29 protein-coding genes and 1 pseudogene are annotated in these 22901 nt (G+C 56.3%); 26 read left to right on the top strand and 4 right to left on the bottom strand.

Translation table 11 applies throughout. From position 1 onward, the window contains the following. The 19 genes from DFR77_RS10495 to DFR77_RS10400 all read left to right on the top strand — a co-directional run. A partial coding sequence (locus DFR77_RS10495; protein WP_113852126.1) for a RusA family crossover junction endodeoxyribonuclease occupies positions 1–162 on the top strand: 162 nt, incomplete at its 5' end. Positions 163–428: 266 nt separating this feature from the next. After that, positions 429–836, top strand: coding sequence for a hypothetical protein (locus DFR77_RS10485; RefSeq protein WP_003691430.1), 408 nt, complete (start codon positions 429–431; stop codon positions 834–836). Positions 837–907: 71 nt separating this feature from the next. Further along, positions 908–1582: a hypothetical protein gene (locus DFR77_RS10480; protein ID WP_249033561.1), complete on the top strand. Its 675-nt coding sequence runs from the start codon at positions 908–910 to the stop codon at positions 1580–1582. Between the two features lie 320 nt (positions 1583–1902). Further along, positions 1903–2730, top strand: a complete 828-nt coding sequence (locus DFR77_RS10475; RefSeq protein WP_113852125.1) for a KilA-N domain-containing protein — start codon at positions 1903–1905, stop codon at positions 2728–2730. Positions 2731–3022: 292 nt separating this feature from the next. Then, positions 3023–3472: a terminase small subunit-like protein gene (locus DFR77_RS10470; protein WP_003689093.1), complete on the top strand. Its 450-nt coding sequence runs from the start codon at positions 3023–3025 to the stop codon at positions 3470–3472. Positions 3473–3533: 61 nt separating this feature from the next. Then, positions 3534–4955: a phage terminase large subunit gene (terL, locus tag DFR77_RS10465; protein WP_010357622.1), complete on the top strand. Its 1422-nt coding sequence runs from the start codon at positions 3534–3536 to the stop codon at positions 4953–4955. After that, positions 4952–7099 carry a phage portal protein gene (locus tag DFR77_RS10460; protein ID WP_003691423.1) on the top strand — a complete coding sequence of 716 codons (2148 nt, stop codon included), beginning with the start codon at positions 4952–4954 and terminating at the stop codon, positions 7097–7099. The genes terL and DFR77_RS10460 overlap by 4 nt, the downstream gene beginning before the upstream one ends. Positions 7100–7166: 67 nt before the next feature. After that, on the top strand, positions 7167–8324 hold the full coding sequence (locus DFR77_RS10455; RefSeq protein ID WP_003692865.1) for an HK97 family phage prohead protease: 1158 nt from the start codon (positions 7167–7169) through the stop codon (positions 8322–8324). A 41-nt stretch (positions 8325–8365) separates the two neighbouring features. Beyond that, the gene (locus DFR77_RS10450) at positions 8366–9865 is read left to right on the top strand and encodes a hypothetical protein (protein ID WP_003689084.1); all 1500 of its coding nucleotides are present in this window, start codon (positions 8366–8368) and stop codon (positions 9863–9865) included. A 6-nt stretch (positions 9866–9871) separates the two neighbouring features. Beyond that, complete coding sequence (locus DFR77_RS13860) at positions 9872–10234, top strand: hypothetical protein (RefSeq protein WP_003689082.1); 363 nt, start codon at positions 9872–9874, stop codon at positions 10232–10234. A gap of 2 nt (positions 10235–10236) precedes the next feature. Continuing rightward, positions 10237–10767, top strand: a complete 531-nt coding sequence (locus DFR77_RS10440) for a head-tail connector protein (protein ID WP_003689080.1) — start codon at positions 10237–10239, stop codon at positions 10765–10767. After that, positions 10767–11249 (top strand): HK97 gp10 family phage protein, encoded by a 483-nt coding sequence (locus DFR77_RS10435; RefSeq protein WP_010357634.1) that lies wholly within the window; start codon positions 10767–10769, stop codon positions 11247–11249. Before DFR77_RS10440 ends, DFR77_RS10435 begins: the two co-directional genes overlap by 1 nt. Continuing rightward, complete coding sequence (locus DFR77_RS10430) at positions 11246–11674, top strand: hypothetical protein (protein ID WP_003689076.1); 429 nt, start codon at positions 11246–11248, stop codon at positions 11672–11674. The genes DFR77_RS10435 and DFR77_RS10430 overlap by 4 nt, the downstream gene beginning before the upstream one ends. Before the next feature lie 25 nt (positions 11675–11699). After that, a complete protein-coding gene (locus DFR77_RS10425) occupies positions 11700–12473 on the top strand; it encodes a hypothetical protein (protein WP_003692869.1) in 774 nt (257 codons plus the stop codon). A 60-nt stretch (positions 12474–12533) separates the two neighbouring features. Then, complete coding sequence (locus DFR77_RS10420; protein WP_003692871.1) at positions 12534–12863, top strand: hypothetical protein; 330 nt, start codon at positions 12534–12536, stop codon at positions 12861–12863. 11 nt (positions 12864–12874) lie between these two features. Beyond that, on the top strand, positions 12875–13141 hold the full coding sequence (locus DFR77_RS10415) for a hypothetical protein (RefSeq protein ID WP_010357639.1): 267 nt from the start codon (positions 12875–12877) through the stop codon (positions 13139–13141). Next, the gene (locus tag DFR77_RS10410) at positions 13141–13740 is read left to right on the top strand and encodes a DUF2460 domain-containing protein (protein ID WP_003692874.1); all 600 of its coding nucleotides are present in this window, start codon (positions 13141–13143) and stop codon (positions 13738–13740) included. The genes DFR77_RS10415 and DFR77_RS10410 overlap by 1 nt, the downstream gene beginning before the upstream one ends. After that, positions 13737–14591: a DUF2163 domain-containing protein gene (locus DFR77_RS10405; protein ID WP_047918050.1), complete on the top strand. Its 855-nt coding sequence runs from the start codon at positions 13737–13739 to the stop codon at positions 14589–14591. Before DFR77_RS10410 ends, DFR77_RS10405 begins: the two co-directional genes overlap by 4 nt. A gap of 1 nt (position 14592) precedes the next feature. Beyond that, a complete protein-coding gene (locus DFR77_RS10400) occupies positions 14593–15024 on the top strand; it encodes a C40 family peptidase (protein ID WP_003698612.1) in 432 nt (143 codons plus the stop codon). A 27-nt stretch (positions 15025–15051) separates the two neighbouring features. Here DFR77_RS10400 and DFR77_RS10395 read toward each other — a convergent pair whose 3' ends face one another. Next, on the bottom strand, positions 15052–15330 hold the full coding sequence (locus DFR77_RS10395) for a helix-turn-helix domain-containing protein (protein WP_003689062.1): 279 nt from the start codon (positions 15328–15330) through the stop codon (positions 15052–15054). Between the two features lie 239 nt (positions 15331–15569). Between DFR77_RS10395 and DFR77_RS10390 the strand changes: the two genes are divergently transcribed. From DFR77_RS10390 to DFR77_RS10375, 4 genes are all read left to right on the top strand, one after another. Then, entirely contained in the window at positions 15570–19715 is a 4146-nt protein-coding gene (locus DFR77_RS10390; RefSeq protein ID WP_113852124.1) for a phage tail protein, read from the top strand. A gap of 111 nt (positions 19716–19826) precedes the next feature. Then, positions 19827–20132 (top strand): hypothetical protein, encoded by a 306-nt coding sequence (locus DFR77_RS10385; RefSeq protein WP_047920301.1) that lies wholly within the window; start codon positions 19827–19829, stop codon positions 20130–20132. A gap of 70 nt (positions 20133–20202) precedes the next feature. Beyond that, on the top strand, positions 20203–20673 hold the full coding sequence (locus DFR77_RS10380) for a hypothetical protein (protein ID WP_025455988.1): 471 nt from the start codon (positions 20203–20205) through the stop codon (positions 20671–20673). Beyond that, the gene (locus DFR77_RS10375) at positions 20674–21006 is read left to right on the top strand and encodes a hypothetical protein (protein ID WP_003691408.1); all 333 of its coding nucleotides are present in this window, start codon (positions 20674–20676) and stop codon (positions 21004–21006) included. 127 nt (positions 21007–21133) lie between these two features. Here the strand turns inward: DFR77_RS10375 and DFR77_RS10370 are convergent, their stop codons facing one another. From DFR77_RS10370 to DFR77_RS10360, 3 genes are read right to left on the bottom strand one after another with little or no spacing between them, the layout of a single operon-like run. Further along, complete coding sequence (locus DFR77_RS10370) at positions 21134–21367, bottom strand: hypothetical protein (protein ID WP_003692884.1); 234 nt, start codon at positions 21365–21367, stop codon at positions 21134–21136. 7 nt (positions 21368–21374) lie between these two features. Further along, positions 21375–21722 (bottom strand): type II toxin-antitoxin system PemK/MazF family toxin, encoded by a 348-nt coding sequence (locus tag DFR77_RS10365; RefSeq protein WP_003689051.1) that lies wholly within the window; start codon positions 21720–21722, stop codon positions 21375–21377. Continuing rightward, positions 21722–21958, bottom strand: coding sequence for an AbrB/MazE/SpoVT family DNA-binding domain-containing protein (locus DFR77_RS10360; RefSeq protein ID WP_003689049.1), 237 nt, complete (start codon positions 21956–21958; stop codon positions 21722–21724). The genes DFR77_RS10365 and DFR77_RS10360 overlap by 1 nt, the downstream gene beginning before the upstream one ends. Before the next feature lie 39 nt (positions 21959–21997). On the opposite strand from DFR77_RS10360, the gene DFR77_RS14445 reads away from it, so the two are divergent. From DFR77_RS14445 to DFR77_RS10345, 3 genes and pseudogenes are all read left to right on the top strand, one after another. After that, positions 21998–22123 carry a hypothetical protein gene (locus tag DFR77_RS14445; protein ID WP_255294325.1) on the top strand — a complete coding sequence of 42 codons (126 nt, stop codon included), beginning with the start codon at positions 21998–22000 and terminating at the stop codon, positions 22121–22123. A gap of 41 nt (positions 22124–22164) precedes the next feature. Then, positions 22165–22704, top strand: a complete 540-nt coding sequence (locus DFR77_RS10350) for an NlpC/P60 family protein (protein ID WP_033910248.1) — start codon at positions 22165–22167, stop codon at positions 22702–22704. After that, positions 22705–22901 (top strand): annotated as a pseudogene (locus DFR77_RS10345) (hypothetical protein); the annotation flags it as partial. It lies immediately after the preceding gene.

The following is a 22901-nucleotide window of genomic DNA, read 5'->3' as shown; positions in this document are numbered from 1 at the left end:
GTGATCGATTTGGACAACGCCCTGAAGGTTGCGCTGGACGCGCTTCAAGGCGTTGCCTATCACAACGACAGGCAGGTGCGGCGCATTGCCGCCGATTACGCCGACGAGCCGGTCGCAGGCGGCGGTTTGGCGGTGGAGGTGGGGGAGTTGGATGAAAAGTAAAACCGAAGCGGAAAAATCACATCTGCAAAAAGTGGCGGATATAGGTTGTATTGTTTGCCGCAATTGCGGGCGGTTCGGCGTTCCTGCCGAGGTCCGCCATATCCGAAACGGTGCAGGCGCGGGCTGCGGTAGAATTTGGAATCATTTGGGAGTTTTGATGTATAGAACCGCTTGGCGGATTGTGCGGAAGGGGAAATTCAGACGGCCTTCGCGGAAGGTGTAATGCGGACTTTGGTTTTGTTGCATGAAAAAGGGTTAATCAAGCTATGAATCAACAAGAATTTGAATTTATGAACGACTTGGCGCGTGCTTTTGAGCGTCGTTACCGTGATACGCGCAGCCTAAATAGATGTTTGAGTATCGAAGGCCGTTATATGGGGGAGGAAGCTTGCCCGCATAAGCCTGAAATCGGCTTGAGATACGGCGAAGATGCCATGTTTCTTACTTTACAGGCATGGGCGAAGGTGGATGCGCCGCAACAAGAGGCCGTCCGTATTTCGTTCGGCATCGGTGCGAAGTCGCAGGCAGCCTACGAGGAACGTTTGCAGGCTGAAATCAGGCGGCGCGGCGAGGGGCCCCTGCATTTGCAGACGGATTTGGGCTTGGCCGCGTGGTATAGGGCGATACGGCAGGCGGCAGGGAATGATTTTGATTTGCTGTTTGAGAAGGTTTGATTCAGTATAGCCATTAATTAAGCGGGAGTGATATACTCTCGCTTACGTTTTTTTACATTAAGGGGAGCGTTATGCTGAAGCACATCAAAGCCCTTAGATTTTTGAGGGTAATATCATTTGTGATGAGTGCGATTTTTTTTGCCCTGTCATTGGCTGCAAAAGGCGAGGCCGTCACGAATTTCTTTATTTTGTTTTTTGTGTTATTGATAGCAGGCTCTCTTATGAGTAAAGCTATTAACAAGTTAAATGAAAAGGAAAAGGAAAAGGAAAAGGAAAAGGAAAAAATACGCCTGCTTTTCGCACAAAGAGAAAAATTTTATTGTATCTTGGAAAATCCGGAACAGGGATTTACTCCTCCTACCGCTCTTTTAAAAAGTGGCGAAACTTGTTTTTTGATTGATTATGTTAATATGGGCGAGGTGGTTACTGAGAGGGTCAGAACCTATACAGGGACACGTTTAAAACTTGGCTCCACACCGGTTTATTTAGGGGGCGGGAAATCCGTAGCAAATGAAAAACAGAAGAATGTTGCGTACGGAGAGTTGGTATTGACGAATTTCAGGTTGATTTTTGTAGGGAATATGAGAAGTATAGATTTGCCGCTGGATAAAATAAACAGCGTGGAATGTTTTCAAAGCAGCATCCGAATCAGCCAAAGCGGCAAAAACAAACCGATTTTCTTTAATACCGTTTTTAATCCGCAGTTATGGAAAGAGGCTATATTGGTACTTTCCGATAAGAAGTGAGACGGTCCTTGTGGCGCAGGTTTGCATATTTCCCAAAACCCCTTGCATGTGCAGGGGGTTTGTTTTATATTCCCACTCACGAGGTGTCGTAACCTCTTCTACAACGGCAATCACTCCGTCAATGTGATTTTTTCATGTCTAAAGTTTCCTTGTTTGGTTGTTTGTTTCGATAGCACAACCGAAGTTTACTTTTGACCGCGAGGGCTGCGAATACAATACCTGTTCAACAGGGAATAAGCACAGCCTGTTTGTAGAAGGCTTACGAACCTCGCGGTCGCCCGTTTGGGCTAATTTCGTAAACTTCTACAGGAATCTTCATTATGAACAATTCAGTTCAAATCTCTAATATTTCTATCCATCAAACCGAAATCGGCTTATTCAGTCTGAATGATTTACACCGCGCTTCAGGCGGAGAAGACAGACACGCACCGCGCCGCTGGCTTCAAAATATACAAACCAATGATTTAATTAAAGAACTTGAAAAAGACGGAAAACCGTCTATTCAATCAAAACAAAGACTTGGCACTTTTGTTTGTCGCGAACTGGTTATTGCCTACGGGATGTGGATTTCACCGAAATTCGCCTTGCAAGTGATTCAAACGTTCTTGGCGGTTTCAGACGGCATCAAGTCCGCCAAAACCACCGCCGACGACCGTACCGGATTGCGCCGGGCCGTTGCCGCACTGGTCGGACGCAAAGGCATAGACTACTCCTCAGCGTACAGTATGATACACCAACGCTTCAACGTCGAATCCATCGAAGACCTCCCTGCCGGGAAGCTGCCCGAAGCCGTCGCCTACGTCCATGCGCTGACCCTGCACACGGGCTTGACGGGCGAAGTCCTTGACCGCGAACCGTTACCCGCGCCGCAACCCGCCCTGCCCATAAGCGGCAACGCCCTGTACGACCTCGCCGTCGCCGTCAGCTACGGCGCGCGGGCCATCCAAATGGGCAGAGACGTTTCCCTGCCGCTGAAGCAGCTCGGCTGCAGGCAGGCGGTTACGATGTGGACGGTCTGGGCGGAAACGCGCAGCCGCCTCAAAGCCGCCGCAAACGCCCTCGAAGCCTTAAGCGCACACGCCGACGTGGAACACGCAGAAAAAATCCGCCCGATACTGCCCGAAATCCGCAACCTGTCGGCGGTTTGATGCAGTAGGGAATACAAATGCCGTCTGAATCTTCAGACGGCCTGTTGTTTTTTCCGGCAATAGGTGTATAATTCAAATCGTTACCCTTGCGGGGATTTTCGCACGCCCGAAGGATATGAATTTTTAAGCCCGTACATAACAATGTGCGGGTTTTTGCGTTTTAGGCTGTCCGAATTTGAGCTTCTGCCTGTACAGGTAGCGGCGTTCCATTTTTCCTATGTGGCGAGTGTGTGTTTGCCGTCTAATTCTGAGAGGGGTCAGAGTTAGACGGTTTCTTTTTTGAGGAGGGTTTATGAGCGGCACGAAACGCAAATTAGGCCGTCCGACAGATTACACGAAAGACATGGCCGATAAGATATGCGAAAAAATCGCAAATGGCAGAAGCCTACGTTCAATATGCGCCGAAGATGGTGTGCCGCCAATGAAAACTATTTACCGTTGGTTGGAAGCTAATGAAGAATTTCGCCACCAATACGCGCGCGCGAGAGAAAAGCAGGCGGACTATTTCGCTGAAGAAATCATCGAGATTGCCGATAGTGCACAAGCAGAGAGCGCGGCGGTTTCAAAGGCGAAATTGCAGATAGATGCCCGAAAGTGGGCGGCTTCCAAGATTGCGCCGAAGAAATACGGCGACAAATCGGAGCTTGACGTTAAATCGGGCGATGGGAGCATGAGGGCGGCTGTACGGCTTGATGCTGAGGAATATCGCAAGATAGCGGAAGATGTTTTGCGTAGGGTTTAGCATAAAACGCTAATCATAAGAGGGGCTGTATGGCCGTTTCTCCAAAGGAAGTTAGAATGAAATGGCACTAGGGCAATTCGACGATGTTGAAACATCAGTAATTCGCAGTTTAAGTTCTGCAAGCCTGTATATGTTCACGCGCCGGATGTTTTATCAAAGGCGCGGCTATGTTTGGCAGCGGGCGAATCACCATGCGCCAATCTGCAACGCGCTCGAGCGTGTTTTCAACGGCGAAACGAAACGCCTGATTATCAATATTCCGCCGCGATACTCGAAAACGGAAATCGCGGTCGTGAACTTTATCGCGTGGGCGATGGGGCGCGTGCCTGATTGCGAGTTTATCCACGCGAGCTATTCGGCGGCGCTGGCGGTCAATAACTCCGTACAGATTCGGAACTTGGTGCAACACGAAGAGTATCGGGCGATTTTTCCTGATTTGGCACTGGCAGGCGAAAGCGGCCATCACTGGAAAACAACCGCAGGCGGCGTGATGTACGCAACAGGTGCGGGCGGTACGATTACAGGTTTCGGTGCGGGCAGGCATCGGGAGGGATTCGGCGGCTGCATCATCATTGACGACCCGCACAAAGCAGATGAAGCGCGAAGCGAGGTCAGGCGGCAGAACGTCATCGACTGGTTTCAAAACACGGTCGAATCCCGGAAGAACAGCCCTGACACGCCGATTATCCTGATTATGCAACGCCTGCACGAGAAAGACTTGGCGGGCTGGCTGCTTGACGGCGGCAACGGCGAAGAGTGGGAACATTTGTGCCTGCCTGCCATTCAGGAAGACGGCACGGCGTTGTGGCCTGAAAAGCATGATATTGAAACACTGCGCCGAATGGAGCAGGCCGCGCCGTATGTGTTTGCCGGGCAGTATTTGCAACGCCCCGCCCCGCCTGACGGCGGTACGTTCAAGCCTGACAACCTGCAATTTGTCAAGGCGTTGCCTGCCGGGAATATCAGATGGGTACGCGCGTGGGACTTGGCTTCAACCGCAAACGGCGGCGACTACACGGCAGGCGGCAGGCTTGGCGTTACGGAAGACGGGCGGTATATCATCGCCAACGTCGTGCGCGGCCGGTACGGCGCGGACGAGCGGGACAGGATATTACGCAACACGGCGCAAAAAGACGGCGTGAAAACGAAAATATCCATCCCGCAAGACCCCGGTCAGGCAGGCAAATCCCAAACACTATACCTAACCCGCCAGTTGGCGGGTTTTTCCGTATCCGCCGGCCCCGAATCGGGCGACAAGGTTACACGCGCCGGACCGTTCGCGGCACAGGTCAACATCGGCAATGTGATGGTGCTGGACGACGGCACATGGGACACGGACGCGCTGATTGCGGAAATGCGGGTGTTCCCGAACGGCCGGCATGACGACCAAATAGACTGTTTGGGCCGTGCGTTTGGCGAGCTGCTGGATACCCGGACGGGCATGATTGATTTCCTGCGATCGCAGGTCGAGGCTGTGAAATGAGTAAAAAGACACCTTTATCGCAAGGCTTTATTGCCCGCGTTGCCGCCGGCGTCCGTTACGCCTTTACCGGCAACGCGGACGGGTGGTTCGACGCGGGCGAGCCTCCGGCCCCTGCCGCGCAGCAGGCAGAGGGGCGGCGGTTTGATTACGAGCCGTTCTACAACGTCGGGCATTCCAAGCCGCGCGAACGTGAAGCGGTAGGCTTTGCACAATTACGCGCCCTTGCCGACAACTACGATGTATTGCGTTTGGTGATCGAGGCGCGTAAAGACCAAATGGAGTGCCTTAAGTGGACGATTCAGAAGCGCGACGTCGAATCAACCGAAGACGACGAATCGCAACGGAAAGACCGAAAGGTCGATGAAGCCGTTGCGTTCTTCCGGTCGCCCGATAAAGAGCATACATGGGCGGACTGGCTGCGCATCTTGCTGGAAGACCTGTTTGTTATTGACGCGCCGTGCATCTACCCGCGCAAAACACTGGGCGGCGGCTTGTACGCCCTCGAAGTGATGGACGGGGCGACGATTAAGCGCGTTTTGGACAATACGGGGCGTATGCCGTTACCGCCCGATACGGCGTATCAGCAAATCCTGCACGGCATGGCGGCGGTCGATTACACGGCTGACGAGTTGATTTACCGTTCGCGGAATAACCGAAGTTACAAGGTTTACGGCTATTCGCCCGTCGAGCAAATCATCATGACCGTGAATATTGCCTTAAAACGGCAGGTTCACGCGCTGGAATACTACACGGCGGGCAGCGTGCCCGATGCTTTAGTCGGCGTGCCTGAAACGTGGTCGGCGGACGACATCAGGCGGTTTCAAGAATACTGGGATTTGCTGCTGTCGGGCGAAACGGCGCAGCGGCGCAAAATGCGTTTCGTGCCGGGCGAGTTGTCCCGAAACTTCCGCGAGACGAAGCAGCCGCCGTTGAAGGACGTTTACGACGAATGGCTGGCGCGTGTCGTCTGCTTTGCGTTTAGTGTCGAGCCTACGCCGTTCGTGGCGCAGGTAAACCGCAGCGTGGCAGAGACGAGCCGCGAGCAGTCGCTTTCAGACGGCATGGGCAGCCTGAAAAACTGGGTAAAAGCCCTGATTGACGACGTGCTTGCCCGTTACATGGATATGGCGGCGTATGAGTTTGTCTGGAAGGGGGAGGAATCGCTCAACCCGAAAGAACAGGCTGAAATCTACGCCATCTACAAAAACGCAGGCATCTTGACCGCCGACGAAATCCGCGCCGAACTGGGCAAGGAGCCGTTACCGGGGCAGGGGCAGCCTGAACCGGATAAGCAAGACGGCCGAAAGCCCGAAGAGCCGCCGAACCAAGGGGCTGAAAAGTTGGGAAAGTCGGAAAGCCCGATGAGCGAAGACGAATCTGCCGCGCTTATTGAGGCTTATTTGCTGACACGCATTGACGGCTTGGCCGAACAAATCGCGGCGCTGATTGAGGGTGCGGCCGTCGATTGGCAGGCCGGGGATTTGGCGGCGGAATTGAGCCGCGCGGCAGGGGTTGTTGCAAACGGCTTGGATTTTGGCGATTGGTCGGGATTGTCCGATGTGGTCGAGCCGATAATCAGGCGTGTTGCGGAAGACGGGGCGGTTGCCGCCTTGTTGCGCGTAATGCCTGAACCTGCCGCCGGTATGGTTACGAACATTCGCAGCCGCGCCGTCAAGTGGGCGCATGAACGCGCCGCCGAAATGGTCGGCATGAAGCGGGCGGGCGGCGGGCTTGTCCGAAATCCTGCCGCCGAGTGGCAAATCACCGAAGGGACGCGCGAAATGATACGCGCCCAAGTAGCCGAAGCCATGCGAAACGGCGACAGTGTGCAGGAATTGGCAGGCCGCCTGAAAGAATCCCATGCTTTCGGCAACGCACGCGCCCGAACCATTGCCCGAACGGAAACGGCGATGGCGGACGGTATGGGCAACCTGATAGGCTGGGAAGGAACGGGGCTGGTTGCCGGCAAGCAGTGGATAACCGCAAAAGACGACAAGGTGTCCGATGTCTGCAATGCCAACGGCGGGATGGGCGTAATCGGTTTGCACGAGCCTTTCTCCCACGGTGCGTTGACGATACCCGGTCATCCGAACTGCCGGTGCGCGGTTGTGCCTGTTTTGGCAGGGGATATGCCTGAATCTTGATTCCTTCGGGTCAGGCGGGTGTGTTTTGCCGCCCCTTCGCGGGGCGGCTTTTTTTTGGAGCAAACCAATGACGAAGTTATACGCGCAAATCGCCAAGACGGAGGCGCAGGACGACGGCACGGTCAAAGTTTGGGGCTATGCCTCGAGCGAAGCGGTCGATTCGGACGGCGAAGTCGTCGCGGCGGAAGCAATGAAGGCGGCGATTCCCGATTATATGAAGTTCGGCGCGGTGCGTGAAATGCACGGCTCAAACGCGGCGGGAACGGCGATTGAAATCAACGTGGAAGACGACGGGCGCACATTTTTCGGGGCGCATATCGTTGACCCTGTTGCGGTGACGAAAGTCAAGACAGGCGTTTACAAAGGCTTTTCCATCGGCGGCAGCGTTACCGCCCGCAATGATTTGAACAAGTCGCAAATCACGGGCTTGAAGCTGACGGAAATCAGCCTTGTCGACCGCCCTGCCAATCCCGACGCGGTGTTTACCTGCTTTAAGGCGGACAAACCGAAAGATGAGGCAGGGGCGGCGGATAAAGACGGCAAGCCGTCTGACAAACCAACCGAAGAGGAAGATGAAAATCCTAAAGACGGCGATAAAGGGCCTAAAACCGAAGATAAAGGCGATAAGGACGCCGACAAAAAGGACGAAGCCGGAAAATCGGCAAGCGTGAATTTGTCCGAATCTGAAATCGCCGCCTTGAAAGCGGTATTGGCTAAAGCCGACAAGCCGAAAGGCGGGACGGTCGCCAAATCAATGTACCAAGTCAAATCACCGGCTGATGTATTGATGTCGCTGAAATGGCTGGTTGAGGACGCCGCCTACGACAACATCGATGAAGCCGTTACCGCGCAAATCAAAGAATCGGCGGCCGGCCTTGCCGAATCGCTGAAAGCGTTGGCGGCAAGCGAAGCCGATAAGCCGGCCGACGGTTTGGCGGCCAAAGCCGGCAAATCAGGCGATCTTGCCAAAGCGGAATCGGCTGACGAACTGGCAAAGGCACAAGACGCGCTGAAAAAATCGAATGACGCCCTTGCCAAAGCACAGGCGGAAATCGAAAGCCTGAAGAAACAGGCAGTACCGCCGAAAGGCAGTACGAAAGCTATCAGTAAGGCAGAAGATAACGGCGAAGACCCGTTAAAAGGTTTTCAGCCGATTGTAAAGAATGACGGCACGCTGGATGACGTGGCGACACTCATTAAAGCAAAACAAACAGGCCGTCTGTAACACCGCTTACAGGCGGTTTTTTTTATTATCAGGAGCGATAAATGAACGTGAACCAACTCACACAAGAAACGATTGAACTGATGAAGTCGGCACAAGCGGGCGGCGGGCCGCCGGACAAAGGTTTTACGCAGCCGGCCGGCTTTACCGCCGGCCTGCAAACCTATGACCTTTCCGCGCCGTCTCAAAAACTCTATCCGGTATTGACCCCGTTGCGCAACCGTATCCCGCGCGTGGGCGGCGGCCGCACCATCGGCTCGAACTGGAAAGCCGTCACGAATATCAACGTCGGCAACCAACGCGCCGGTATCGGCGAAGGCAGGCGCGGCGGCGTCATCAATCACGAAACGGTGGAACGCAACGCGCAATTCCGCGCCATCGGCTTGGAAAACCAAGTAACCTTTGAAGCGGATTACGCCGCGCGCGGTTTCGAGGACGTGAAAGCGTTGGCGGTCGCCCAAACCCTTCAGGCTACTATGGTTGCCGAAGAAATGATTTTGCTGGGCGGCAACACCAGCCTGAAGGCAGGCGTTACACCTACACCGACCGCCGTCGTTTCCGCCGACGCGGCGGGCAAACTCGGCGTCAGCACCTTGTCTGTAATCTGTGTGGCTTTGGGCTTGCAGGCATACTGGGATGTGGCAGGCGCGAACAACGGTGCAACCGGACAAAGCCCGAACATTAAAACTGCCCAAGTCCCTGCCAAAATCACACGCCGAAACGCGGATGGTACAACCGATACGTTCGGCGGCGGTTCCGCCCGAAAATCTGCGGCGGCTTCCGTTTCCGGTATTGAGGCAGGCAAAAAAGTAACCGCCGTGATTCCGGCTGTTCGCGGCGCGGTTGCCTATGCTTGGTACTGGGGTGCGGCCGGTTCTGAAAAACTGGGCGCGGTTACCACTGCCGCCAAAGTGGAAATTTCGGCTGATGCCGAAGGTACTCAGACCGCCGCTTCCCTGCCGTCCGAAGACAATTCCACTTCTATTTTGGAATTTGACGGCCTGTTGACCCAAATCGCCCTGCCTGATTCGGGCGCGTTCTGGTCGGACAACAAAGGCGGCGGCCTGACTTCCGACAACGCGGGCGGCGTGTATGAATTTGAAGAGGCGTTCGCGCATTTCTTTACCCGATACCGCCTGTCCCCCGATACCGTCTACGTCAACGCCCGCGATTTGGCGGCGCTGACCAAGCTGATTATCGGAAACAGCGGCGCGCCGTTGATTAAGTTGAACGTTGACGTGAACAATACGGCGAACATCCGCGCCGGTGTCGTTGTCGGTTCGTATATGAACAAGATCACGGGCGACGACCTGAACATCGTGGTACACCCGAACCTGCCTGCCGGTACTTACCTGTTCTACTCAAGCCGCCTGCCCGCCTACGTTCAGGGCGTCGGCAATCTGCTGCAAGTGCGTACGCGCCAAGAGTATTACCAAATCGAATGGCCGCTGCGCACCCGTATGTACGAATACGGCGTCTATGCGGACGAGGTGCTGCAAGGTATGTTCATGCCTGCCTTCGGTATGATTACCAACGTGGGTTAAGCCGATATGCCGTCTGAAAATCAGACGGCTTTTTCTTTTGGAGATTTTGAGATGACAGTCAAATTAAAAGCGCCCGAAGGGTTTACCGACGTTTCCTTCGGCAGCCAAAGCTACGCGGCAGATGAAAACGGTATCGTGGAAGTGCCGTCGGAGGCGGCGGAATTCCTGTATCAGTTCGGTTTTGGCAACGTTGCCTCCGAGCCTGCCGAAGGGCCTGAAAAAGCCAAGCGCGGGCGTAAACCTAAAACCGGGCAGCCGGCAGGACAATCCGAACCTGCCGAAGCTGCCGAACCTGCCGAAGCCGAAGCCGAAGCTGCCGAACCTGCCGAAGCAGAAGCCGAACCTGCCGAAGCCGAAAAGGCTGAATAACGATGGCCGCCCCGGTATCGCTTGAGGAGTTCAAGCAGCGTATCGGCGTTGAACATGACCGGCGGGACGATTTCTTCCTCAGCGTCATTGACGGCGTGTCGGCGGCGGCGGAAGCCTATATCGGGCGCAGCCTCCTGGCCGCCGATTATGTCGGGCGGTACGACGGCAACGGCAAAGACCGCATCGTGTTGGACAATTATCCCGTCCTGTCGGTGTCGTCCGTCAAAATCAACGGCGCGGATGCCGGCGGCTGGGAGTTTGACAACTGGCTGCTGATGCGCCCCGAAGGTTTCGCGCGCGGGCTGAAAAATGTCGAGGTATCGTACCGCGCCGGTTATGAGCGCATGCCCGCCGACATACGCGAAGCGGTGATGATTATCGCGGTGCAGCGCGTGAACGAAATCGAGGGCAAGGGCGTACGGAGCAAGACGCTTGCAGGCGAAACCGTCGCTTTTTCTACGTTCGGTAATTCCGGCGGTATGCCGCCGTCGGCGTTTGCGATACTCAATGAGTACAAACGAAAGGGCGTGTGATGCTGAAGATGGAATTTATCGGCGGCGGTATTCTGGCGGCGGTTTTTAAAGCATATGCCGCCGATGTTCAAGATGCGGTCGTCAAATCGGTGGGCAGGTCGGCATTGCGCCTGCAGCGCGAAGTCAAGCAGAACCGGTTATCGGGCCGGGTGCTGAGGGTAAGGACGGGGAACCTGCGACGCTCCGTACACCAGCGCGTGAACGTTTCCGGCAATGTCGTTTCGGGCGAAGTCGATACGAACGTCCGTTACGGCATCGCGCATGAGTATGGTTTCGCGGGCAGTGTCAACGTTAAGGCTTCGCTGCGCCAGGTCAGGCAGGCGTTCGGCAAGCCGTTGAAACCGCCGCGATATGTCAACGTCCGCGCCCATACCCGTGATGTGAAGTTGCCGGAGCGGTCGTTCCTCCGTTCGGCATTGCGCGATTTGACGCCGAAGTTCGCGGACGATCTGCAAAAATCGATTGGAAAGGTGTTGAAATGAATCGTGAGGCGGTTTATTCCGCGCTGTGGGCGAAGCTGGACGCATTGGACGGCTTCGTAACCAAGAGCCGGAAGCTGGTGCACTGGAACGATGTGAAACGCTACGATCAGCCCGCGTTATTTATGGCGCAGGGCGATATGCAGGCGTTGACATTGACGGGGCGGGAGACCAAGTGGATTTTGCGCGCCGATGTTTACCTGTACGTCCAGACGGCGGGCCAACCGCCCGCGCCCGTCATGAATCCGCTGATTGACGCGGTGTGCAATGCCGTGAACGCCGTCCACCCCGTTACGGGCAAGACGGATTTAACGGCGGACGGCGCGGATATCGAGTATTGCCGCGTCGAGGGTACGGTGGAAACCGACGAGGGGACGCTTGGCGAACAGGCGGTTTGTATTATTCCGATTGTGATTTGCGCCGCGTAATGCGGCTTTTTTTGAAAGGGATGTCATGCAGTTGACGTTTGGCAGCGGCGAAGTGTTCGCCCAAATGATTACGGATGCTTACGGCAACCGTGTACAGAACGCAACGCCCGTGCGGATTATGGGCTTGCAGGAAATGTCCGTCGATTTGTCGGCGGAATTGAAAGAGTTCTACGGTCAAAACCGTTATCCTTTGGCTGTGGCGCAAGGCAAGGTCAAGGTGTCGGGCAAAATGAAAGGCGCGTTGATTAACGGCCTGACCCTCAATACCCTGTTTTTCGGTACGGAATATGCAACCGGCACGATGAAGGCGCTTTGGGCGGAAACTACGGGCAAAGTCCTCGATGGCGACAATTATTCTTACCTTCAGGCAGCCGCGCCCGGCGGCGGCAAGTTCGCTGAGGACGCGGGCGTGATGGGCCAGGACGGCACGGCTTATATCAAAGTAGCATCCTCCCCGAAACAAGGCCAATATACGGTTTCGGATGCCGGCGTTTACGCCTTTAACAGCTCGGATAAAGGCAAAACCGTTTATCCGAGCTTTACCTATACGCAAACGATGCCCCCGGCGAAGAAAATCGAGCTGACCAATATGGCGACGGGCAACACGCCGACGTTTAAGATGAGGTACCTGACGCAGTTCAAAGGCAAAAAAGCCCTGTTGGAACTGGAAAGCGTAACCAGCGGCAAATTGGGCTTGTTCTCGACTAAAAACGACGACTTCTCCGTCCCCGAAATCGACTTTACCGCCTCAACCGACGAGGCGGGCTTTAAAATCGGTACGCTGTGGATTCAGGAGTAATGTTTATATGCCGTCTGAAAAGGCGGCTTTTTTTATTCAACCAAAGTCAAGGAAATAAAAATGACCGTACGGATTAAAGGCGTAACCGTAGAACTGAACGGCGCGGATTATGTGATTCCGCCTATTGCGCTGGGCGCGTTGGAGCAGTTGCAGGAGCGCATCGGCTCATTTGACGGCAATGCGGCGGATGCCGGACAAATCTCTACCGTTATCGATTGCGCCCACGCCGCCCTGAAGCGCAATTACCCGGATTTAACGCGCGAAGAAGCGGCCGATTTGATCGATATCGGCAACATGAACGAAGTGTTTGCCGCCGTGATGGACGTTTCGGGCTTGAAACGCAGGGAGCAGGAAGCCGCACAAGCGGGGGAGGCCCGGGCGGCGGATTAAGTTTCGGCGCGGTGATTGCCCACGTTTGCGCCTCTACCGGCTGGACGTGGGACTACGTCGCCGACAACTTGGATTTGCCGCGTATCAAACACCTGAACGAGTATTGGCGCGAACATCCGCCCGTGCATATCTTGGCAGCGTCGTATATGGGCGTCAAGCCGTCGTCGGGCAGTGTGCAAAGCGAAGCGGACGAAGCCGAAGCCGTCGGTATGCTTGGCGGTAATGAATTGTCTGAAGACGAATTTGACGCACTGCTCAAAGCGAAAGGAATCATCTGATGGGCAATGCGGTTTTCCCCGAGTTCCCCGGCTTGAAGTGGGGGCGGAAGAAAACGGCGGTATGGAGTACCGGTACGCAGAAATCGGCAAGCGGCCGTGAGTTCCGAACCGCCTACTACACCTACCCGCAATGGCGGTTTTCGCTGTCGTTCGAGGTATTGCGGACAAAGGCGTCCGTAAACGAGTTGGAAAAACTGGCGGGATTCTTCAACGCCCGCAAAGGCAGCTTTGAAAGTTTCCTTTACGAAGACCCGGCCGACAACGCCGTAACCGACCAGCCTGTCGGAAACACGGTGCAGGGCGTTGCGCGTTATCAGCTTGTCCGTTCGATGGGCGGATTTATCGAGCCTGTGTCGGCGGTCAAGGAACGGCCCGCCGTCAAGGTCGGCGGCACGGCGTTGGCGTACGGGCGCGATTACACCGTTACCGACAAGGGCGTTTTGGTTTTCAACACGCCGCAACCGCCGGGCCGCCCGATCACATGGACGGGCGGCTTTTATTTCCGCGTGAGGTTTACGTCTGACACGGTGGATTTTGAAAACGTTTTGGGCAGCTTGTGGGCGGCCAAAAAGATTGAGTTTACGAGTGTGAAACTATGAAGGCGGCGACAAAAGAACTGATTGATTTGCTGCACGGCGGCGACGAGTTTCAGATGGCGGATTTGTACACCATTACGCTTTCGGGCGGCCGGGTGCTGCGGCATACCGGCGCGGATATGCCCGTCGTTTGGGACGGTCAGGCCTACGGGGCGCACGAGCTGGTTATCAAGCGCGGCGCAACCCGTACCGCCGTCGGATTGGAAGTGGATTCCAACACCCTGCAGATTTCAGCCGCGCCCGATTACAGGCTTGAGGGCCTGCAATGGGCGGAGGCTGCCCTGGGCGGCGTATTGGACGGCGCGCGGGTCAGGATAGACCGTGTGTTTTTTGATGCCGGACTCCGCCCCGTCGGTGCGGTGAATATTTTTTCAGGGCGCGTGTCGGACGTATCGGGCGGCAGGTCGTCCGTGAAGGTTGACGTGAAATCCGACATCGAGCTTTTGAACGTTTCCAGCCCGCGCAACATTTATCAGGCGGGCTGTATGAGGACGCTCTATGACGACGGCTGCAAGGTCAACCGTGAGAAATTCACGGTAAACGGGCGCGTAACCGAAAACAGCCGGACGGGAACCGTGCTGAAGCACAATCTGACGCAGCCTGACGGCTGGTTTTCGCAGGGCGTGATTAAGTTTGCGGGCGGGCGCAACGCGGGTTTGAGCAGGACGGTCAAGGCACACGGCGGCAACACGTTCGAGTTTGCCCTTCGCCTGCCCTACCCGCCGCAGGCGGGCGATGCGTTCAAGGTTTATCCGGGCTGCGACAAGCGGCGCGATACCTGCAAGGATAAGTTTGACAATATCGTGCATTTTCGCGGCTTCCCGTTCATCCCTTCGGCAGATACGGTGGTGTGATATGCCGTCCGAAACGGATTTGAGGGCGCGGATCGTCGAAGAGGCGCGGTCGTGGCTTGGCACGCCGTACCATCATCATGCAATGGTCAAGGGCGCGGGTGTTGATTGCGCGATGCTCCTGGTCGCCGTCTACGGGGCGGTCGGACTGCTTCCCGAAGGGTTCGACCCGCGCCCTTACCCTCAAGATTGGCATCTGCACCGCGATTGCGAGCGTTATTTGGGGTTCGTCACGCAATTTTGCCGTGAAACGGAATCGCCGCAGGCGGGCGACATTGCAGTATGGCGTTTCGGGCGGTCGTTTTCGCACGGCGGCATATTGGCGGGCGGCGACAAGGTTATTCACAGCTACATCGGGCGCGGCGTGGTGTCGGACGACATCGGCCAAGCCGAACTTATCGGGCGCGGGGTTCGGTTTTTTACATTTTCATTTTGATTTTGCGGCCGTCTGAAAGGACGGGCTTTACGCGGGGGCGAAGGATAAGGAAATGCACTGCCCGAGTCCGGCATTGATGTTTACGAGCGCATCCAATGAAAATTTGTCGATTTTCCCGTTCAGCAGGTCGTTGATGCGCGGCCGGGTCAGGCCGCAATGTTCTGCGGCCTGTTTTTGCGTCCAACCGTTTTCGCGGACGGTATCGGCGATGTGCATCATCAGGCCGGCGCGCAACCGCATATTGGCGGCTTCGGCAGGCGTGTCGCACAGTGCGTCAAATACGGAGGCGAAAGTTTGGCTTTCCATTATTTCTTTTCCCGAATCAATTTGTTGTAACGTTTTTCCGCCGATTCCGAATCGGCGCCCGCGGTTTTCCGGCTTTTCTTGAAGTTGATAACCTGCCGCCTGTTTGGCGTTTTCGGGGAATTGCCGCAGGCAATCCAATGAACCGCCTGAAAAATTTAACGGTTTCATATTTTATATCTGTTTTGATATAAGTAAATTATATCGATTTTGATAATTTTTGCAAGTTTCGAGGTGGTTTTATGGGTGGTAAATCGTCAACCGTTACATCTGCCGAAGAGCGGATTTTATCGTTACAGGTTCAGCGGTCATCACAGGGGCTGACCCTGCCCGTCATCTACGGCAGGACGCGTGTAGCCGGTAATTTGGTGTGGTACGGCGATTTCGTCACCATCGAGCATAAAACTACGACGCGCCGGGGCGGCAAGGGCGGCGGCGGTGTGAAACAGGTCGATATTGCCTATACCTACGAAGCCGCCGTCATGCTTGCCTTGTGCGAGGGCGAGATTCAGGGCGTGGGGCGGATTTGGCGCGACAAGGAGAAATTCGATTCGCCGGCACAGTTGCGCCTGACGCTTATGCGCGGCGGCGACGAGCAGCCGTTGTGGACGCACCTGCAACAGGCGAAGCACCAAGGCCAAGCCTTGAATTATTCGGGCACGGCTTATTTGTGCAGCCCGAACTACGAACTGACGAAATCGGCGCAGATATATCAGCACAATTTCGAGGTCATCGGGAAATCGGGCTATTCCGGCAACATCCCCGATGCAAACCCGCGCGAAATCGTATTGGATTTGCTGACGAACCAACGCTACGGCTGCGGTTTCCCGTCCCAAAACATCGGCGATACCGACCGGTACAGCAATTATTGCCGCGCCGTCGGGATTTTCCTAAGCCCTGCCTACACGGAACAGGGGGAGGCGCAACGGAATATTTCCGAACTGCTGGAGCAGACCAACAGCGCGGCGGTATTTTCGCAAGGCCGCCTGAAAATCATCCCCTACGGGGACGGCAGCCATTCGGGGAACGGCGCGGTGTACGTTGCCGACAATAAGGCCGCCTACGACCTGACCGATGACGATTTTATCGTTTCGGGCGCGCAAGACCCTGTAAAGGCCGGGCGCAAAACCAATGCCGATGCGTTTAATCAGATTCAGGTCGAGTACCTTGACAGGGACAACGATTACAACGTCGCCATCGCCGAAGCGAAAGACCAGGCGAATATCGAGCAGTACGGATTGCGCCCGAAAGACGCGGTCAGGATGCACGGCATTTGCGATGCGAAGGTGGCGCAAAAAGTGGCGCAACAACTGCTGCAACGCGCCCTGTACGTCCGCAACGAATATGAGTTTAAGCTGGGTTGGAAATACTGCCTGCTTGAGCCGATGGACATCGTAACCCTGACCGACGCGGGGCTCGGCCTGAATAAAACGCCCGTCCGCATTACGGAAATTGAAGAAGACGGAGAAGGGGTTTTATCCGTCAAGGCCGAAGACTGCCCGGCCGGTGTTTATACCGTGTCGGAATATCCGACGCAGCCGTCTTCGGGTTATTCGGCCGACTACAACGTTTCGCCGGGCAACGCCCATGTGCCGGTAATTTTCGAAGCGCCGTTGCAACTGACGGGCGGCGAACCGCAAATCTGGCTGGCAACCGCCGGGGGCGGTATGTGGGGCGGCGCCGAAGTGTGGGTATCGGCGGACGGCGACAGCTACACCCGCGTCGGCGCGGTCAACCGCAAGGCGCGTTTCGGCGCGCTGACCGCCGATTTGCCCGACGGCGCGGTTTTCGACCGCACAAATACATTGGGCGTGGAAATTTCGGCGGGGCAGCTGACGGGCGGCACGGAGCAGGACAGCCGCGATTTGCTGACATTGTGCTACGTCGACGGCGAATTTCTGGCATACGCCGACGCCGAACTGAAGGGCGTGGGACGCTACACATTGGGCAACCTGACGCGCGGCGCGTACGGCTCCGCCGTCAACGCACACGCGGCGGGCAGCCGGTTTGCGCGCATCGACGAAGCATTGTTCAAATACGCCGTTCCGCGCAACTGGATTGGCCGCACGGTTTGGGTCAAACTGGTTTCGTACAACGTTTTCGGCGGCGGCATTCAGGATTTGGCGGAAGTGCCGGCGTATTCCTACACCATCGAAGGCGCGCCGCTCGGTCAAATCCAAAACCTGCGCCTGACATCATCGTGGGCATACGGCAAAGAAGCCGTCATCGCTTGGGATAAATTGGACGGCGCGGATACCTACGACGTGGAAATCTACGCAGGCGGCAGCCGACGCCGTCTGCGTGCGGTTGACGGCATCGTTGACAACAGCTACACCTACACTCAGGCGGATATGAAGGCGGACGGCGGCCAGGTACGCGGTATTGTCTTCAAGGTTCGCGGGCGTGCCGTTACCGGTAAAACGGGCAATTGGGCGCAAATCGCGGCGCAAAATCCGCAATTGCAGGCATTGCAGGGCATCTCTATCGACAGCGGCCTGCGCCAGGCGTTTTTTACCTGCCAAAAACCTGCCGAAGAAGACTTTGCAGGGATTATCGTCTGGGTTTGCGAAAACGCAGCCTGCCCGGCCGCGGACGCAAACAAAGCCTATGACGGCGCGGAAACGTTTATAACCATCGCCAAATGCGGCGGCAAACCGCTGGAGAAAGGAAAGACCTATTACTTGAGGGCGGCGGGTTACGACAGTTTCGGCAAAGATAACCTGAAAATCAGCGGCAGCATATCGTTTACCGTTTACGACGTATCGGCAACCGACCTGTCGGAAAGCAGTCTGAACAAGGCTTTGCGCGACAAAATCAACCTGATTGACGGCAACGGCGCGGGCAGCGTCAACGAGCGCGTCGAGGCAGTCCGATCGACGGCGGACGGCAATGCGGCGGCGGTTCAGACACACGCCCGAAGCATCAACGGCTTGGAGGCGCAATACACGGTCAAGGTTGATGCAAACGGCAAAGTGGCGGGCTTCGGCTTGGCGACTACGCCGAAAAACGGCACGCCCGAAAGCAAGTTTATCGTGAATGCCGACCGCTTCGGCATCGGTGCGGCCGGGAAGGCGGATGTGTTCCCGTTCGTGGTGGACACGCAGAAAAACCGCGTGGGCATCAACGGCGAATTGGTGGTCAACGGCAAGGCGGTTGTCGACAGGCTGAACGCCGGGGATATCCACGGCGGCAAAATCGCGGCGGACACGCTGGACGCAAACCGCCTGAAAGCCGGAAGCGTGTCGGCGCGGGAAATCGGGGCTGCCGCCGTTACCGCCGATAAAATCGGGGCAAACGCGGTGACTGCCGATAAGATTCAGGTTGCCGATTTGAGCGCGGTATCTTCCAATCTCGGAAGCATCACGGGCGGCAGCCTGAATATCGGCGGGGGTAATTTTACGGTGTCTTCAGACGGCATCCTGACGGCCGACAATGCGGTAATACGCGGCCGGATTGAGGCCGATTCGGGTTATTTCAACGGTACGGTCAGGGCTTCGTCCGTCGAGGGCGACGTGTTGAGGGCGCACAGGCTGCGTTGGACGGAGGGTAACGTTTGGGTGTTGGATTTGGATAAAGACCCGCTGCCGAGGGTTTTGATTCCGAATTTTTATGTGGTTTCGGAAACGTTCGGCAACAACAGGGTGCAGGCAAAGCTGCTGTTGAACGGGGGTGTGCTTGCGCCGAGGGAAGTCAGGGAAACCGAGAACTATACCAATTATATTTGGCGCGGCCGAACTTTCGGGAGGTACGAAGACCTGCCCCCCCAGGCAAGGGGGGGCGGGGATTATACCGAACAATCCGGCTCAAGGTACAGAACCCGCCTCGAGTACCAGATCCAAGTCATCCCCGCGGGCAAACCCGTCAGCCTGAAGTTGTCGCTCGCTTCCCACGAATCGGTGTTTTCGCCGTTCGTGTCGGTTTCGTATTTGGCGCAATCCGACTACGAATACAAGCAGCTGCTCGGGAGGATGGTTTGGCGCACCTTTGCGGAAAGTTTCCGGTACGACAGTAAGAAGCAGGTTTATTTGGGCGGCGACCGGCGTGTACACGATTACCAAAATCAGATGTATAAACATTGGAATGCTTACGGCGGGCTGCTTCAGTTGCCGGACGATATCTACGGCATATCGTTCGAGTACCGGCCTTTTACCAATGCCGACTGGAGTACGATGCTTGCGTTCGACAGGTCGGATAAGTTTGTAGTGGTTAAGAAATACCGGGGTCATGCGCCCCAACAGTATTCTCTGTTTCAGGAGGAGTTTAATACTGCCGTTCCGAAATCCAACCTGCTGTTTTTTGTGGAACACTGGTGGCAGTATATCGAGCTGCGCAATATCAGGGTGCTGATTCCGGAATCGCGCGAAAACGAGGTTTGGCCCTCCGTCTGATGCCCCCGTATGCCGGCTCTGCGGTTTTTCCTGTTTTGTCCGGGCAATGCCCTCTGAAGACCTCGGACGGCATTTTCGTTACCGCCCCTAGCGGGCTTTTGGAGATTTGAAATGATTGAAGATAAAAAGATTGTTGCCTTGAATTTTGCAGTCGAGGACGGTATGACCGGCGCGAGTGCGGCCTACCACGTCGTCGAGTATATCGGCGCGGATTACCGCAACGGTTATGTTACGGCGACGTTGAACGGCTATGTGTCGGAAAATGCGTTTAAATCGGGCAAACGCTACCTGTTGGCGCGCACATTGGATTTCAACGAAGCCGACGTAACCGCGCCCGACCCCGGTTGGGTGTACCGCAAGGCGTTGGAAGGTGCGGCGGGCATCCCCAAAGACGCGCAACCGGTTTACGCGGAATAAGTTTTCAGACGGCGTCGGACACTGCGGGGCTTCGGCTTCGCGGTGTTTTGCCGGGGGGTGTGTGACGGGTATGTTGAGGTTTTTGACGGAACGGCGGTTTTTGCCCGCCGGGTTTCAGGCGTGGATGTTCGGCACGGCGACGCGGGTGCTGGAGGCGGTCAGCGGTTTGGGCTTGTCGGGTTACGCGGCGGTGTTCGCGCTTGCGCCCGACGAGATTTACGCGTGGCGGATTTATTACAAATTCCAGGATATTCCGGAGGCGTGGACGGTGGGGGTGCTGGCGGCGGCGGGGCTGCTTCAGACGGCGTTGCTGTTTGCGCGGGGCGTGAGGGCTTGTGTGGCTTCGGCTTACCTGCTTTTGTTTTCGGGCTTTGTGTGGTTTTTGGTTTCGGTGGCGTTTTGGGGGGCGTACCCGCCTTTGAACACGGGTATGGTCGTTCCGCCGCTGTTGGCGTTTTTCTGCGCGCTGGCGGGGAATAATGCGTTGAGGTTTTTGTTTTCGGCGCAAAAGTCGCGGGGTTTGGCGGATGAGGGGTCGTGAATGGGGTTTTTGCAGTTCGGACTGCTGTTTGCCGCGGCCGGCGGCGTGCTGGGCGCGGTGTGGGCAAGCCTTCAGGAACGCGGCCGCCCGGTGCAGGCTGTGCTGGAGGCTTTTATTTCTGCAATCGCGGCGGCGGCCGCGGCGGAGCGGTTCGTGCCGCTGGATCAGGCGTGGACGTGCGCGGCGGCGGGGGTGTTCGCGGGGATGATGACGGGGCACGCGCTCGATACGGTGCGCGCGCTCGCGCCCAAGGTGTTGCGCGGTTACTTGGGCGGCTTGGCGGAAAAGCTTACGGGTGTGAAAGACGGAGGGTCTTCGGATGGAAAAGATTGATTTCGAGCGGTATCGGGGCGCGTGAAGACGCTGTGTTCCGGGCGCGTCCGGCTGACGCACGACATTACGCGCGGGGTGTGAACGGCGAAACGCCGCGAGGGGCGGAATCCTTGCGGCGTTTCTTAACCTAATCCTTGTTAAGGAAGGAATAGCTATAGGCGGAGTATACCAAAATTTTGAGGGAGTTGCGAAGTATGTTGCTCTTGTTGGAGAAATATCGGTCGGTGCGCCTGTTTTTGCGGGCGGTTTTGTGCGCCGCGCCTTTGACGGCGTTGATTTGGAAGCCGGCGGATATTTTGAATGCTTTGAAATAGGGGCGGGTATGGAAACGGATGCTTCCCCCTGCGGACAGGCTTCGCACTCTGAAGTCAGTCGAACAGTACTGCGCCGATGCGTGCCAATACGTCTTCAATCACGTAATCGGGGACGGTTTCGCGGAAGGCGGCGCGGCGGATTTTCCAATCCAATGCCTTCATCCGGTGGCAGTGGACATTGCCTTGTGTTGCCGTTCCCGCGCCGAGCAGTGTGGAAATCATACCGCCGCTTCTTGCCGCCGCCGCCCTGCCTTGTGAAATCGGGCAGGCGTAAACCAAGCCGGTTGCGCGGTTGTAAGCTCTGGGCGACAGGGCTATGGCGTAATGGCCGCCTTTCATTTCCGTACCGGCGGCGGGGTCGAAGGCAAGATGGAAAATGTCGCCTCGCTCGGGAATATACATCAAACGCCCTCCTGTCCGACATCGGGCATTTCTTCCCAGCCTTCCGCGCGCGGCGGGGCGGCTTCCGTTTCTGCCAAAAGGTCGGACAGGCGGTAGCGTTTGACGGGGCGGATGAGCAGCTCGCCGTTGCGGATTTCTGTTTCCAGCGCGTCGCCGATTTTGGCGTTGAGGGCGGTCAGGAGGCGGGCGGGCAGACGGACTGCCGCGCTGTTGCCCCATTTTTGCAGTCGCAACATGGTTTTGCTTTCGTGTTGTAGATACGTTGTCGATACATTATGCCGCCTGAAACGGATTTTGCCAAGCGGCGGCGTGTAACAGGAGTGGAGATGGAAACGGAACGTGTGAAACCGGATGTATCGGTGTTGCGGAAACCTGCAATCAAAGGCTTGGCCGGGGTGTAAACCGAAAGTTTACATCTCGTCTTTTATCGGAAGGAAAAGAAATGAAAGAATTGAAATGGATTGAAGAAGCCCGTAAATACCTTGGCGCTCACGAAAAAGTGAATGGCAAGTCAAACCCTGTGCTTTTAGCGATGCTGCAAGAAATGGGAAATTTTAATCAGGAGCAGAAAGCGTGGTGGAAAGAAACAGATACCCCGTGGTGCGGCCTGTTTGTCGGATACTGCCTGGGCAAAGCGGGACGCGCGGTCATCAGGGACTGGTATCGCGCCAAGGCTTGGGCAATGTCGGGTTTGACGAAACTCGAAGCCCCCGCATACGGCTGCATCGCGGTCAAACCGCGCCGGGGCGGCGGACACGTGTTCTTCGTTGTCGGCAAAGACGCGGAAGGCAGAATCTTGGGCTTGGGCGGCAATCAGGGCAATATGGTATCCATCATCCCGTTTGACCCTGCGGACATTGACGGCTACTTCTGGCCGTCCAAGCTGATTGGCGGCAAAGCCGTGCCGTCGTCCCCCGCCGAAGGGCGTTACCGGTTGACTGCCGCCGCCGCCACGGCGAAACAGGGCGCGGGAGAGGCGTAAATGATTGGGGCTTTGCTGAAAAATTGGAAGCCGCTGCTTATTTTGTCCGCAATCGCGTTCTTCGCCGTTTCTTGGCAGCTGGACAGGGCGGCGCAATACCGTCGCGGATACGGTGCGGCGATGCTGGAGGTTTCGGAACGCCTCAAAGCCGCCGCGGTCGAACACGCCGAACACGCCCGCAAATCGTCCGCCGCGTA

This window comes from Neisseria gonorrhoeae, from assembly GCF_003315235.1.
Taxonomy (GTDB): domain Bacteria; phylum Pseudomonadota; class Gammaproteobacteria; order Burkholderiales; family Neisseriaceae; genus Neisseria; species Neisseria gonorrhoeae.
This window is presented reverse-complemented; position numbering and strand designations above follow the sequence as displayed.